Here is a 14,703-nt window from a genome sequence, read left to right as displayed (position 1 = left end):
ACTACCGTGATGAGCGAAATATTAAGTGCTAAAAAAAAGGACTGAAGTCTTTACTACAAACTTGCTTACTCTTGTTTCAAGATATCATCATCAATCGATGTCTTCTCATTAATGTCTGTTGTAGGAGATTCAGAAACTATCACAAACTCTGTCTCTTGTGTATGATCATTTCCCCATTTATCCAAAACATCTTTAATTAACACCTCTTGCAACCAAATTTTGGCGACAACAGTTAAGGGTAGCGCTAGAAATAATCCTAAAAAGCCAAAGAAAGTGACGAAAAATAGCTGGGCAATTAAGGTGATGGCGGGTAGCAATGAGACTTGATGCGCCATGACAACGGGCGTGATGAAATTACTCTCTACCTGTTGAATGATAAAGTAGAGAATCAATACAGCGATCGCTTTCCAAGGTTCATCCAAGAAGGCGATGGCCATTGCTGGTATGACGCTCATCGTTGGCCCCAGATTGGGAATCAAGTTAAAAAATCCCGCTAAAACTGCTAAAGCTAGTGCTGCCTTAACATGCAAAATTGATAAGCCAATCAGACTCATCACCCCCACTACACAGATGGCAATAAAAGCGCCTGTAATCCATCCCTCCAAAGAGACTTCACATTTATTTAAAATCCCATCTACCCGCCGCCGATAAAATGAGGGGAAAAGTCGTATAAATACTTTGCGGTAAGCAACGGGGTCGGCTAGCATCATTCCTGTTAAAACCAACACTAGCAAAATCTTGAGGACGACTTCTAAAGAGCCAGATACAAAGGCAAAGGAGTTTCCCAGTAGCCGATTGGCGAAGGGCTGTACTTGTTGGATCAGGCTATTGATATCTGGGATGTAAGGAACTAACTGGTCAGGAATATTAGTTCTCAGGGCATCAAGCCAACCATTAAAGCGCTCAAACCCTTTGGGAACCTGATTGGTTAGTTCTTGAAACTGCTGTGCAAATGGCGGCACAATTAGCCAGAAAAAACCTGCGACACCTGCAAAAAAGATAGCTACTGCAAGGAGGACGGCGAATCCACGCTTCATCCCAAAGCTTTGGAAGCGTTTCGCTAGCCGATTTAAGGTGGTGGCTAACACAACTGCGGCAAACATTAGCAAAAGCACTTCCCGAATTTGCCACAGGATGTATAAAGAAAGAACTATGACGATTAAGCCGATCCATTGACCGAGGTTCACAGGCTGACTCCCAACGGTTGGCGAGATGCAATTTTTTGGTAATTCAGCTAGAGTAACTGATTTTAGTAACTTGTGCGTCTATGGTTTGAGTTAATTTTGTTTCTGTGTTTGGAATCGCCACAATAGCGCGATCGCTATAATCACAATCGGCAACAATACTATAATCAGCGCGTTGGTTGCTGTCGCCGGAATTGATAGACTTGGCGCCGCATACTTAATTAATAGCGATAACAAAGTCGAGAGTAAAAGCAGTTTCAGAACCAATCCTACTTGATTTTCCATAAAAGTACGGCATATAAATTTTTGGGGATATACATGAATTTGGGCTGTACCCCCTAGTTTCTACAATAAACCTAGTAGTCTGTGAAATTCATTTTGACGGTTAGAGAGACGCGATAAATCGCCGTCTCTACAGGTAATTTATCCATCAATTATTTATTGACAGACTACTAGAGATACAATATTTATTTTTCTATTGCATCAATTTAGCCTTGCCTTGCCACTACTTACTTTCTCCAAGGCCCTAATTCAAAAAGGTGGTAATTCTTTAAGAATTGTGAAGCGAATATGATTTATCGCCAAATCACCGATGGGGATATCTTCTTTGGTTAGCCGCGCACCTTGACTTGTCACAGTTTCAAAGGTGATACCTTTGCCAATTTCAATGTGATACCAGCATAAGCCCATAAAAAAGCGCGTGGGATAAGGACCACCTTCATCCACATCGTCAGGATTTGATTCCATTGGCAACCAGCCAAAATTTGGGATGTAGAACTCCAGCCAAACATGATTAAAGTCGGGTTGTAGCGGCACTCCTAATAAGTCACTATGGGGAGGACATTTATACCTACCTACGGTGCGGCACGGGATACCATTTAAACGGGATAAGGCAAGTAAAACGCCAACATATTCGCCACAGGAACCAACGCCCCGTTCTAAAACTATGTCTGGCGTATCAATGTAAGGTTTAATACCGTAGGATAACTGATCGTAAACGTAGTTGCGGATGCTGTGCATTTTTCGCAGCACATTGGTTTCAGAACCAATGGCTTCTCTGGCGGCATGGCGAACAATGGTAGTATCCATTGCTAAGTCGTCGTCATCGACTAGGTAGCGTGTTTGTAATTCTGGGGACAGTTCAGGAACGTCTTCCACATTTCTGGGTGTGATGCGATGCTTAATCCCTCGAACTTCCAAAAGTGCTTTCCAGCCAAATATATGCCGTTCGCCTGGGGCAAGAGAATCAAATTTAAATACTGCTACACGTTGTCCCTCGATCACTTCTTCAATAAAGGGCATACCAATGGGTTCAACGTGTTTCACCTTTTGACGCTCAGTTTCCGATGGTAGGGCGATGCGCCATTCTACATCAGGTAAATAAACCTCGTCTAAGGGTGCAATTTCCTCAGCATAAGACATTTCAATCAGATAGCCGTTAGAGAGGGCATAATGCTGATCTGGATCGTAATGATAATACAGAGGATGAATAAAAGTGCGATCGCGGAATGTTAACTCATGACTTGGATCGGCGTTGGGGTTGTCCCGGATATAAGCTTCTTCTGAGGCGTAGGCGACATAAATACTTTCTTTGCCTGTTTCGCCATTTTTATGTATCGCTATGCCTGTGGGACATTCAAAGGGTGTCAGGACACTAAATTGAAGCTCACCTGTGGCTCTGTCCATCGCGTAAACTGATTGTTCGGTGCGATCGCAAATCCACAGCATTTGTTGGTTGACTGCCAAATTTTCGACCCCAACGCCTGGGGCATAAAATCTGGTAATTTCTTTTCGGGTTTCGCGGTCAAAAACCAGAATGTAGCCCAGCCTTTGACAACTGACATAAACTGTTGTTTCCCAAACAGCAACGCCATCAGCCGGATAAGGCAATGTCACAAAATGTTCTAGACCGAAAGCATTGAGCTTGCACAAGTAAACACTATTTTCTCGGCTCACCCATAGCGTATCTGACCAAGCCGCTAAACCAGTGACATCGGTAAATTCTTTAACTTGATGAGGATTGAGAATTTTGCTGTTGTCAGAGGTGGGATCAATCTCCAGTAGATGCCCTTTAATACTGTCAATGGCAATCAGTCTATCTTTAACGAAAGTAATGCCACACAGGGCAGCAGCAGTCAGCGGTCGAATTGTTTTTTGCCCAAACATCTGGCTAACGGTCAAAGTGGGGAGTGCAAAACTCATAAAACCTTGTGGGAAGTGTAAAAACCCCTGATTTTTAGGTAGGGGAGTGAAACATGACTCCAGCGATTTTAACCGCCTTAAGGAGGCAGGAGGAGGAAGGCAGGAGGCAGGAGGTAATCCCCATAAATAAATTTAGGGGATTTATGATGGACGCTGTATTTTTGGCGCTGCGCGTCTCAAAATACATTTTTTTACCTTTATTCATAAATAAATTTACTTGCTCTAAACCCGTTTGGCAGAGGGCAAAAATATATTTTCTTCCTCCTGCCTCCTGCCCTCTGCCTTTCTTCGGTCACGCCAACTGCTTGATATGGAATTGCCATATTTATAGCGGGGTAATGACAATTATCGGTAGAATGTGTTCCAAAAAACTCTTTCGTGAGAAATAATACTATGTCAAAACCGGAGGAATTTACAATTGTTAAGAATAACATTTACACTGATCCGACTGGGCGATCGCCTTAATGTAACTTTAGAGGATGGAATTCCTGCCATGACTAAATTATGATCGAATTTTGTAACCATTTCCTGTGACCTACACGATGTCTGCTAATTCTCTGCCTGAAGGTGCCGTCATTTGGCATAGTTTAGAAGTTGATAAAGCCCTAGACCTGCTCGATAGTGACGCAGACAGAGGCTTAACACCCCAAGAAATTGAACAGAGATTGCAAAAATACGGCCATAACGAGCTGGAAGAAACTGCTGGCCGTAGTGCTTGGGAAATTCTGCTAGATCAGTTCAAGAACATTATGTTGTTGATGCTGATTGGCGTAGCTCTCATTTCTGGGTTTTTAGACCTGATGGCTTTGCGCGAGGGCAGATTAAAGCCTGGTGAAGTGCCATTTAAAGATACCATCGCCATCTTAGCAATTGTCATCCTCAATGGCATACTCGGCTACGTCCAAGAAAGCCGTGCCGAAAAAGCCTTGGCAGCCCTGAAAAAAATGACCTCTCCCTTAGTGCGGGTGATCCGCGAGGGTAGACAGGTGGAGATAGCAGCCAAGGAACTAGTTCCAGGGGATGTAATGCTGCTGGAAGCTGGGATGCAGATCGCCGCAGATGGACGCTTGATCGAACAGTCTAATTTACAAGTGCGTGAGTCGGCATTGACTGGTGAAGCCCAATCTGTCAACAAACAGGCAACGCTAAAATTGGCACAAGAAACAGATTTAGGCGATCGCCTAAATGTCGTCTTTCAAGGAACCGAAGTAGTCCAAGGACGGGCAAAGGTTCTGGTGACTAACACCGGCATGACTACAGAATTGGGTAAAATTGCGGCGATGTTGCAGGCGGTAGAAAGTGAACCTACGCCTTTACAGCAGCGAATGACTCAACTGGGCAATGTCTTGGTTACGGGTTCTTTGATTCTGGTGGCCATCGTCGTTGTCGGTGGCGTGATCAAGGATGGAGGTTTTAAAAACATCCAAGAACTCTTGGAAGTCTCCTTGAGTATGGCGGTTGCTGTAGTCCCAGAAGGTTTACCAGCTGTAATTACCGTCACCTTGGCACTGGGAACCCAGCGAATGGTGCGCCAAAATGCCTTGATTCGCAAATTGCCAGCAGTGGAAACCTTGGGTTCTGTAACCACTATCTGTTCTGATAAAACCGGCACCCTAACTCAAAACAAAATGGTGGTGCAATCGGTTTTCACTAATAATAAAACTTTTCGCGTCGCCGGCGAAGGTTATGTTCCCACAGGGGACTTTCAGTTAAATGGTCAAAAAATTTCCCTAGAGGAATCTCCAGAAATCTCGGCGTTGTCCGTCGCTTGTGCTATTTGTAATGATTCGGTGTTGCAAAAAGAACAAGGTGAATGGGCAATTTTGGGAGATCCCACAGAAGGGGCATTGTTAACACTGGCGGGAAAAGCCGGAATCGAAAAAGACCAGTGGAACAGTAAGTTACCTCGCGTTGCGGAGTTTCCCTTTTCCTCGGAACGGAAGCGGATGAGTGTGATTACTCAGGTGGAGGGAGTCGCCACAGGTGAAGCGTCTTCCAGAGGTGTTGATCCAGCGAATGCCTCCGGCACACCAAAGGTGAACACCGGTTTTCTCCAATCTGAACCTTACTTAATGTTTACCAAAGGTTCTCCAGAGTTAACCTTGGGACGTTCCACTCAAATTCATTTGGGTAATGACACAGGGACTTTGACCGAAGAACAACGCCAGAAAATTTTGGCAGAAAATGACCTGATGGCCAGTAAAGGTTTACGGGTGCTAGGTTTTGCCTACAAACCACTGGTAGAAATCCCACCAGAAGGTTCAGACGAGGCATCTGAGCAAGATTTAGTATGGCTGGGATTGGTGGGAATGCTCGATGCGCCCCGCCCAGAGGTCAGGGCTGCTGTGCAAGAGTGCCGGGATGCAGGCATTCGCCCAATAATGATTACTGGCGACCACCAACTAACAGCACGAGCGATCGCTACCGATTTAGGAATTGCCCAAGAAGGCGAACGCGTCCTCACAGGTCAAGAATTGCAACGGATGACTGACGAGGAATTAGAGCAAAATGTTGACCTAGTAAGCATTTATGCCAGAGTTTCGCCAGAACACAAACTACGAATTGTCCAAGCACTGCAACGCCGGGGTCGATTTGTCGCAATGACAGGCGATGGTGTCAACGATGCCCCAGCCCTCAAACAAGCCGACATCGGTATTGCAATGGGCATTACTGGCACCGATGTCAGTAAAGAAGCCAGTGACATGGTGTTACTTGATGACAACTTCGCCACCATTGTCAGCGCCACCAAAGAAGGTAGAGTTGTTTATACCAACATCCGCCGCTTTATTAAATACATCCTCGGCAGTAACATTGGTGAAGTTCTCACAATTGCCGCCGCACCTTTAATTGGTTTAGGAGGCGTTCCCCTTACCCCCTTACAAATTTTGTGGATGAACTTGGTAACAGACGGTTTACCAGCCTTGGCCTTAGCTGTGGAACCTCCAGAACCCGATGTCATGCAACGTCCGCCTTTTAGTCCCCGCGAAAGTATTTTCGCTAGGGGATTAGGTTCTTATATGATTCGCATTGGGATAATATTTGCCATTCTCAGCATTACCTTAATGTTGTGGGCTTATAAACATACCCATGCTGCTGGTTATCAGGGCGATCCCGAAGCTTGGAAGACAATGGTATTTACTACCTTGTGTATCGCCCAAATGGGTCATGCGATCGCCATTCGTTCCAACAACCGACTGACTATTGAGATGAATCCCTTCTCCAATATTTTTGTACTAGCGGCTGTTGTCGTCACCACGATTTTGCAGTTGATGCTAGTTTATGTCCCACCCCTGCGAGATTTCTTTGGTACTCACTACCTAAATATGCAAGAATTAGGGGTTTGTATTGGCTTCAGTGCCTTAATGTTTGTGTGGATTGAAGGGGAGAAGATATTTTTGCGGATTATGGGCAAGAAGGCTGTGTAAATGGGGCATAGGGCTACAGTTCAGTTAAGCATTTCCTCCTTCTCTCTGCGTTGCGCCAGTTGCTTCTCCCTTGGCGCTAGCCTCTCCCTTTGGGAGAAGGGAAGACGCTGCGCGTAGCAAGTCTCTTAACCGCAAGGGCGCACTGGCAACTCTATTGCCTCTGCGGTACCCTGCGGGAAGCCGTTCGCGTAGCGTCTCGTAGAGAAGCGTCTACGTTAAAAAAATTAACCTTCCCAAAGAGTTTTAGCCTTAACCCAACCGTATTGGGGCATAGGGCATGGGGCATTGGTTATTAATTAATTATTTTCCTCTACCCCTCTGCTCCCCTGCTTCTTCTTCGTCTCCCTTCTCTCCAATGCCCAATCCTCGCTATGTACCTGAAAACTCTAAACCTCCGACAATTTCGCAATTATCAAGACCAAAAGGTTGAGTTTACTGCTGCTAAAACAATTTTGGTAGGAAATAACGCTCAGGGAAAGTCGAATTTGTTGGAGGCGGTGGAGTTGCTGGCGACATTGCGATCGCACCGAATGACCCGCGATCGCGATTTGGTTCAAGAAGGGTCAGCCATAGCCCAAATTAATGCCACCCTTGAGCGACAAACAGGCGTTAGTGACCTGACCTTAACCCTCCGCCGCAATGGTCGTCGTAGCGTTGCTCTCAATGGTGAATTGATCCGCCGTCAAATGGATTTTCTCGGCGTTCTCAATGCAGTCCAATTTTCCAGCTTGGATTTAGAACTAGTACGCGGCGGCCCCGAAGGCCGCCGCAACTGGTTAGATACACTCTTAATTCAACTTGAACCAGTTTATGCTCACATTTTGCAGCAGTATAACCATGTATTACGCCAGCGCAATGCCTTTTTAAAAAAAACTCAAGATTCACTACTGGACACTCAGAACTCAGAACTGGCGGTGTGGGATGCACAATTAGCTACCACCGGAACCAGGGTAATTAGACGACGCGATCGCGCCATCCAACGATTAGCTCCCATTGCTACTGCTTGGCACGCCAGTATCAGTGGCAGTACTGAAATTCTCCAAATCAAGTATGTGCCGAATATTCCTTTAGAAGACAACCATCCAGAAGAAGTACAACAAGCTTTTTTAGCAAAAATTCAGCAGCGAACCGTTGCTGAAATGCACCAAGGCACTACCCTTGTCGGACCCCATCGAGACGAAATAGAATTAACTATTAACCAGACACCCGCTCGTCAATACGGTTCTCAAGGTCAACAACGAACGCTGGTTCTAGCCTTAAAATTAGCTGAATTACAATTAATTGAAGAAGTCGTCAAAGAGCCACCATTACTATTACTTGATGATGTTCTTGCCGAACTAGATTTATCCCGCCAAAATCAATTGCTTGATGCTATTCAAGACCGCTTTCAGACTTTGATTACTACCACTCATCTGGGTTCTTTTGATTCCCAGTGGTTGAAGTCCTCCCAAATTCTTTTTGTCAAAGCAGGAGAAATAATCGGACAGTTATAATAGTTATGGGGAGCATCCACTTTTGGAATTACCAGGATTAAATTCGGTATTCGCGGAAAACCCCATGCAATACGCTTGGGGATGGATAGAGCCTTTGAGAATCCGTTTCTGGATTGCTTAAGAATCCCCATCCGCCTATGCGGTGGGGAGTATCAAGTCTAATAGTGAGTGCCCGTTTTCCGATGGTTGATGGCGGTTACCGCATCGGGCTTGAGTAATTTACCTTCGTCTACAGTTGCATAGACAACCCAATGATCGCCACATTCCAGACGTTGACTGACTGAGCATTCCAAATATGCTAGCGCCTCTGTGAGGACGGTACAGCCGTTATCTGCAACTGCTGTACTAAAGTTGGCAAATCGATCTTCCCCAGGCGCGAAAGATTTACGGAAATGCTTCATGTAATCTTGATGATTGCCTTCGGGTAGAATATTTAAGGCAAACTTACCGCCTGGATACATCAAAGATTCGATCGCTCGGTCTTTGGCGATCGCCACAGTTATTCCGGGTGGGTTGAAGGTGGCTTGAGAAACCCAAGCGCCTAACATTGCGGTAGACACTTCTCCTTGTTTAGCTGTCACCACACAGACGGAACCAACAATCCGACCAACAGCCTGTTCTACTGGGGTAGCGGCTTGTTGGGGTACGCGTACCTTTTTAGCTTTTCTCAGTGCTTGGGCAAAGTCTGTACCTAGTTCCTCACAAAATTTGAGAGTGACATCATCAGGTTTAAACTTCACCTTCAAGGTATCAAAGCCAAAGCGATATCCAGCATCCCGCAGTTTACCTTCGATTAAATCAAATGCTTCGCCACTCCAGCCGTAGGAACCAAATACCCCAGCGAGTTTGCTGTTGTCACCGCTTGATAACACAATCCCTAAAGCAGTATGAATAGGGGTTGGCGCATGACCACCGATGGTAGGAGAACCGATGATAAAACCCTCTGACTGCGCTAGGTTGATGCGAATTTCATCAGGGGTAGCAAATTCGCAGTTGATGGATTTAACCGCGACTCCACCTTTAGTTAGTCCCAGAGCGATCGCGTGTGCTAAAGTCGCCGTATTCCCGTAAGCTGAAGCGTAAAGTAGGGCAACGGAAATCTCGCGATCGTTGTGAGAACGGCTCCACTCTCCATAAGCTTTGGTGAGTTCGATTAAGCTGCTGCGTACCAAAGGGCCATGACCTACAGCATACATTCTCACCTGCAAATCTGATATTTTCTCCAAAGCTGCCTGCACATGAGGAATTTGGGGAGCCATCAGGCAGTTAAAGTAGTAACGCTGGTCTTCTTTGAGCGCTTCCCAGTTATCATCAAACACTTCATCACCACAGAGATGAGTTGCAAATAACTTATCTGTGTAGAGAATTTGGGTTTGCTGATCGTAGGTACAAAGTCCTTCCGGCCAGCGTGGACTGGGAGTGGGGAAAAATTTTAAAACATGACCCTTGCCTAAATCCAGAGTTTCTTTCCCCCGCATCACCAACACATTTAAATCTTGCTCTAGAAAAGCAGCACGCAAATTGTTCGCACCGGGAAGAGAACAGACAAAAGTTACCTGTGGTGCCAGTTCTAAAATTGCTTTGAGGGTTGCAACTCGGTTGGGATTAAAATGACCCAAGATGATATAATCCAAAGTTGTCAAATCTAAAGTCTGCCGCAATGCCTCTAAATAAATTTCGGTAAAGCTTTCTGGCGGTGGATCAATAAGTGCGGTTTTATCAGCTTCAATTAAATAGCAATTGGAGGTAGTACCTCTTTCAAGTGCATATTCAATTTCAAACCGCAGACGTGACCAACTACGTGCCCTGATCGCCTTAGTATTTGTAGCAATTGGTAAAACTTGTACGTCGCGTGGCTTGGAATTGGTCATAGCTGTTTTATAGTTGGGGAATTGGGCATTGGGCATTGGGCATTGGGAATTGGGCATTGGGCACTTGTACTGAGCGTACCCCTCCGGGGATCTTGCTACGCGTAGCGTCTCCAAGAGTTGCCGTTGGCGCAGCCTAAGAAGAGAAGTATTGGGCATTGGGCATTTGGCATTGGGAACAAGGAGAATAACCCATACTCCTTACCCCATGCCCTATGCCCCGTGCCCCATGCCCAATCTTTAGTAGTAATTACCTACTTTGCGATGGCGAACTGCTGTCAATCCGTCATTTTTAGAGACACGACCTTCTTGGACGGTGCAGTATAAAATCCAGTGATCGCTGCATTCCATGCTGCTCTGGATTTCACATTCGATGTATGCTAGAGCATCAGTTAGAATCGGAGAACCGTTTTTTGCGGTTTGAGTTTTCACTCCTGCAAAGCGGTCAGCACCGGGATGCAAGCGTTTGAGAAAGTGCTTTTTGAGTTCTTGAAAATTGCCTTCTTCCAAAACGTTGAGGACGAAGCGATCGCCTACTTGCATTAAGGAATCAATGGCGCGGTCTTTAGCAACGGCAATTGTCAATCCTAATGGTTGCAAACTCGCTTGCGTTACCCAGGATGCCAGCATTGCACTTGACACATTATCTTTTTTGGTAGTAACTATATATAGTCCACTACTAATGCGACCCAGCGCCTTTTCCATGTTGACATCAAGGGACTTGATTTGCTTGATATTGCGTTCGCGCACTAGCAATTGTCCGATGTCTTTACCCGCTTCTTCACACAATTGGAATGTTGATGTGCTGGGAGCTTCTTTAATCCGAATGGGTGGGAAAGCTTCTTTGATGCCAGAGTCAAGAAATTGTCTGCGGAGTGTATCAATGGGTTCATCATCCCCACCGTAACATTCAAACAGCCCAAGAAATTGCTTGTTCTTGGCAACAGCTAACACCGAACTGATACTAGCTTGGGCGGCGGCGGCGGTAGTCGGGGGCATACCGATAATGATCCCAGCTGCTCTCCCGGCTAGTTCTTGAATTTCTTGGCTCCCAGCAGTACTCAGATCCAGTACTTCTACCCCAACGCCAGTTTTCAGTATACCTTCGGCAATTGCGTGACCAAGGCGTTCGCCATACCCATATTCTGAGACAAAAAACAAGCCAACTGTTGTTTCTGCTTTAGCTTGTTTTTGGCTCCAGTTTTCGTAGCAGCCGGTTAGAACATCTAAATGGTGGTATAATAATGGTCCGTGACCGTTGGCGATAATATTAATCTTTCCGAGATCGCCCATCCGCTTCATCGCATTCAGCAGCGAACGAGCGTTAGGGCCCATCAAGCAGTCGTAGTAAAATCTAAAGTCAGCTTCGATCGCTTCTAAATCTTCGTCGAAGGTGCGATCGTCACAGAAGTGCATCCCAAAAGCATCACAGGTGTAGAGGATTTGGGTTTTGCGGTCAAAGCTAAAGATTGTATCTGGCCAGTGCAGGTTAGGGGCACTCACGAATTCCATTTCGTGTCCTTTACCAATATCGATGCGATCGCCAGTTTTCACAACCCGCTTAGAAAATGGATCGTGTACTAAGCCTTCCAAAAACTGAAGCGCAACTTTTGAGGCTAAGACGGTAGCTCTAGGAGCTAACTGGAGAACATCTTCTACTAAGCCGCTATGATCTGGCTCTGTGTGACTAACAATTATATAATCAATTGTTTTGGGATTAACAAGACCTTTGAGAGTCTCTAAATACAGATCGCGAAACTTCTGGTGAGAAGTATCAATCAAAACTGTTTGTTCGCCCCTAATTAGATATGAATTGTAGGTTGTGCCGTTTTGCAGTCCGAATTCGATATCGAAGCGATCGCGGTCCCAATCAAGAGAGCGAATCGCCGTTGTATTAGGGGCAATTTCTACAGTTTGTATAGTTAGCCGATGTGGAACGTTCTCTGCGTTGGCCTTGCCGGTCGTAGACATCGCTACCATTATTCGTCTCCGAGCGCAAATTAACAGGTTTTTCTTCTGCCCCCATTCTCTCTATTATTTTTTGTTTAAGTTGTAATAAATATCAGTTTTTTAAAAATTTAACTTGTATCAATTATTACTGTTTTTTAGCAAAATTTATGACTCAAAAAATATACTAATTATTAATTTATTCCTCAAGATTTACTGAGTATTTAATTTTGCTATTTATCTAGTTTTATCCTAATTCAAAAATATCATGCCGATCGTATTTTTTGAAAAAAAAGCATAATTTGACGCTTCACAAAAATCCTCACCCTCAACTAACGAGTTCGATGGGAATTCGATTTTTTAACTAGGCACCGTGTCGATCCAGTCCTCGAACAACTGCGTAAGGGACTGACAAATAAAAAAATACTCAACTACTTCTTGTGGGGTCGGCAACTTGCCATTGGTGTCAACTTAAGATAAAACCCCTTTAAAACCTCGTTTCCAGCCTCTGGCTGGAAATGCAGATCAATTGCGGCTCTGCCGCAAGTCTTGAGGCGGAGCCTCAACGACGGGCATTCCCAGTCAGAGACTGGGAACGAGACAACTTCTTGAGTTTAGATAATCTTTTATCAGATATCCTTAGATTTAGTGTTCAAGTTTTTATCAGAATTCGCGAAAAACCCCATCCGTCTATACGGTGGGGATGGATAGCGGTCTGCTCTGTGGAGCGCAGTAGACAATCATTCCTTGCCGCCTGACTGCCCTTTAATGTAATCTTTAACTATTTCCAATGGCGCTCCACCGCATGAAACTACGCATTTAGAGTCATGCCATAGTTTAACTTTTTCACCCCAGTAAAACTTACCTATTTCTGACTTATATTGTTGTCTTAAGATCCTGCTAGAAGCAGACTTAAGCGAAGCCATTAAATCAGAAATATTGTTGTCTGGGTGTAGGTTGATTAGCAAATGAACATGATCGGGTTCTCCGTTAAATTCCTCAAGGATGCACTGATTAGCAGTCAATACCCGCACAAAAATAGGCTCCATATCTGCAAGCATGGCTTCTGTAAAAACTAACCTACGAAACTTAGTTACGAAAACCATGTGTAAATGAATATCAAAAACTACATGCGCTCCTTTCCTCAAACTATCTCTACTCACTTCGAGTCAACCCTAGAATCTATGATATAGTATTGAGAATAACACAATTACACGATTCGACTGATGATGTACGCCTGTCAGCAAGTACTATTAAATCCTGATAAGGATCTAAAAGCAATCTTAGAGTTTTTGTGTGGTGAAGCAACAAAACTTTCTAATTGCGGAACTTATTACGCACGTCAGCTTTACTTGAAAACGGGTATTATTCCTAGCAAGTTTGATTTAAATAATGAGCTATCTGACAACATTCATTTTGCGGCAATGTACTCCCAAGCAGCACAGCAATGTTTAATGCAGGTGCAAGAGTCATTCAAATCTTATGTGGGACTGCTAAAGGGAATAAAAAATGGGACTGTAACGCCAAAACCAAAACTTCCAGGATATCGAGATGGAGGATTAAGCTTGGTAACATATCCGGCTCCAGCTATAAAATTGAAGCCTGAAGGTCTACGTTTCCCGTTGGGTAGTAAGGTTAAGACATGGTTTGGAATAGCCGAATTTTACCTACCAATGTCCTCAAATCTTGATCATAAGCAAATTAGAGAGTACCGGATTCTGCCTAGAAATGGTGAATTCTATTTGGAGCTTGTTTACAAACTTCCGACCATTCAATCTGATGTAGATTTTAGCAAAGTCATTGGCATAGACCCAGGACTCAATAATTGGTTAACTTGTGTTAGCAATGTTGGTACATCTTTAATTGTCGATGGATTACATCTCAAAAGTTTGAATCAGTGGTATAACAAGCGGGTATCTGTCCTGAAGGAAAATCAACCACAAGGTTTTTGGTCTAAGCAGTTAGCTCTCATCACCGAGAAGCGAAATAGACAAGTCAGAGATGCTGTCAATAAAACAGCTAGATTGATCTTAAATCACTGTATTGATAACAAGATAGGAACAATCGTTTTTGGGTGGAATGAAGGTCAGCGCCAAAACATCAATCTTGGCAGTAAAACTAATCAAAAGTTTGTTCAGATTCCTACTGCTAGGTTGAAAGATAGAATCGCTCAACTCTCTCAACAGTACGGATTGAAGTTTGAGGAAACTGAAGAAAGTTACACTAGTAAAGCGAGTTTTTTAGACTCTGATTTGCTACCTACATTCGGCGAAAAACCTGAAGGGTGGCAAGAGTCTGGTAAGCGAGTTAAGCGTGGTTTGTACGCTTGTGCAAATGGTACAAAAATAAATGCTGATGCCAACGGTGCAGCAAATATTTTAAGAAAAGTAGCGGTGAAGCTTGGGCTAGACCTGAGTGGAATCAGTAGGGGTGCGTTGATAGCACCTTTGAGAATCCGTTTCTGGATTACTTAAGAATCCCCATCCGCCTATGCGGTGGGGAGTATCAAAAATAGACATATACTGTCTCTCTATTGATGAAAGTGTATAAGATGGTCATAGCTTTGAGCTATCAGCCATCAGCC

At 44.5% G+C, this 14,703-nt stretch carries 9 protein-coding genes; 3 read left to right on the top strand and 6 right to left on the bottom strand.

Features of this window, described 5'->3' with window-relative positions:
• Positions 1-65 precede the first annotated feature (65 nt).
• The 3 genes from V7K97_RS14425 to V7K97_RS14415 all read right to left on the bottom strand — a co-directional run bounded on the left by V7K97_RS14425 (position 66) and on the right by V7K97_RS14415 (position 3,386).
• Positions 66-1,187 (bottom strand): AI-2E family transporter, encoded by a 1,122-nt coding sequence (locus tag V7K97_RS14425; RefSeq protein WP_334801714.1) that lies wholly within the window; start codon positions 1,185-1,187, stop codon positions 66-68.
• Between the two features lie 90 nt (positions 1,188-1,277).
• Positions 1,278-1,469: a hypothetical protein gene (locus V7K97_RS14420; protein ID WP_334801713.1), complete on the bottom strand. Its 192-nt coding sequence runs from the start codon at positions 1,467-1,469 to the stop codon at positions 1,278-1,280.
• A 246-nt stretch (positions 1,470-1,715) separates the two neighbouring features.
• Entirely contained in the window at positions 1,716-3,386 is a 1,671-nt protein-coding gene (locus V7K97_RS14415) for a transglutaminase family protein (protein ID WP_334801712.1), read from the bottom strand.
• 542 nt (positions 3,387-3,928) lie between these two features.
• On the opposite strand from V7K97_RS14415, the gene V7K97_RS14410 reads away from it, so the two are divergent.
• Both V7K97_RS14410 and recF read left to right on the top strand, forming a co-directional pair.
• On the top strand, positions 3,929-6,811 hold the full coding sequence (locus tag V7K97_RS14410) for a cation-translocating P-type ATPase (RefSeq protein ID WP_334801747.1): 2,883 nt from the start codon (positions 3,929-3,931) through the stop codon (positions 6,809-6,811).
• Positions 6,812-7,182: 371 nt separating this feature from the next.
• A complete protein-coding gene (gene recF, locus V7K97_RS14405) occupies positions 7,183-8,304 on the top strand; it encodes a DNA replication/repair protein RecF (protein WP_334801711.1) in 1,122 nt (373 codons plus the stop codon).
• A 158-nt stretch (positions 8,305-8,462) separates the two neighbouring features.
• On the opposite strand, the gene V7K97_RS14400 is transcribed toward recF, so the two are convergent.
• The 3 genes from V7K97_RS14400 to tnpA all read right to left on the bottom strand — a co-directional run bounded on the left by V7K97_RS14400 (position 8,463) and on the right by tnpA (position 13,282).
• On the bottom strand, positions 8,463-10,175 hold the full coding sequence (locus tag V7K97_RS14400; protein ID WP_334801746.1) for a diflavin flavoprotein: 1,713 nt from the start codon (positions 10,173-10,175) through the stop codon (positions 8,463-8,465).
• 237 nt (positions 10,176-10,412) lie between these two features.
• The gene (locus V7K97_RS14395) at positions 10,413-12,152 is read right to left on the bottom strand and encodes a diflavin flavoprotein (RefSeq protein WP_334801710.1); all 1,740 of its coding nucleotides are present in this window, start codon (positions 12,150-12,152) and stop codon (positions 10,413-10,415) included.
• Between the two features lie 707 nt (positions 12,153-12,859).
• Positions 12,860-13,282 (bottom strand): IS200/IS605 family transposase, encoded by a 423-nt coding sequence (gene tnpA / locus V7K97_RS14390; protein ID WP_334801709.1) that lies wholly within the window; start codon positions 13,280-13,282, stop codon positions 12,860-12,862.
• A 66-nt stretch (positions 13,283-13,348) separates the two neighbouring features.
• Here tnpA and V7K97_RS14385 point away from each other — a divergent pair, with 66 nt between their 5' ends.
• Positions 13,349-14,593 carry an RNA-guided endonuclease InsQ/TnpB family protein gene (locus tag V7K97_RS14385; RefSeq protein ID WP_334801745.1) on the top strand — a complete coding sequence of 415 codons (1,245 nt, stop codon included), beginning with the start codon at positions 13,349-13,351 and terminating at the stop codon, positions 14,591-14,593.
• Positions 14,594-14,703 lie beyond the last annotated feature (110 nt).

Origin of the sequence: Nostoc sp., assembly GCF_036917815.1 — a bacterium.
In the GTDB taxonomy this organism is placed as follows: domain Bacteria; phylum Cyanobacteriota; class Cyanobacteriia; order Cyanobacteriales; family Nostocaceae; genus Nostoc.
This window is presented reverse-complemented; position numbering and strand designations above follow the sequence as displayed.

Excerpts from the sequence above, each read along its gene's own strand:
- V7K97_RS14420 (WP_334801713.1), bottom strand. The coding sequence starts at position 1,469 with ATGGAAAATCAAGTAGGATTGGTTCTGAAACTGCTTTTACTCTCGACT.
- V7K97_RS14385 (WP_334801745.1), top strand. The coding sequence starts at position 13,349 with ATGTACGCCTGTCAGCAAGTACTATTAAATCCTGATAAGGATCTAAAA.
- recF (WP_334801711.1), top strand. The coding sequence starts at position 7,183 with ATGTACCTGAAAACTCTAAACCTCCGACAATTTCGCAATTATCAAGAC.
- V7K97_RS14395 (WP_334801710.1), bottom strand. The coding sequence starts at position 12,152 with ATGGTAGCGATGTCTACGACCGGCAAGGCCAACGCAGAGAACGTTCCA.
- V7K97_RS14400 (WP_334801746.1), bottom strand. The coding sequence starts at position 10,175 with ATGACCAATTCCAAGCCACGCGACGTACAAGTTTTACCAATTGCTACA.
- V7K97_RS14410 (WP_334801747.1), top strand. The coding sequence starts at position 3,929 with ATGTCTGCTAATTCTCTGCCTGAAGGTGCCGTCATTTGGCATAGTTTA.
- V7K97_RS14415 (WP_334801712.1), bottom strand. The coding sequence starts at position 3,386 with ATGAGTTTTGCACTCCCCACTTTGACCGTTAGCCAGATGTTTGGGCAA.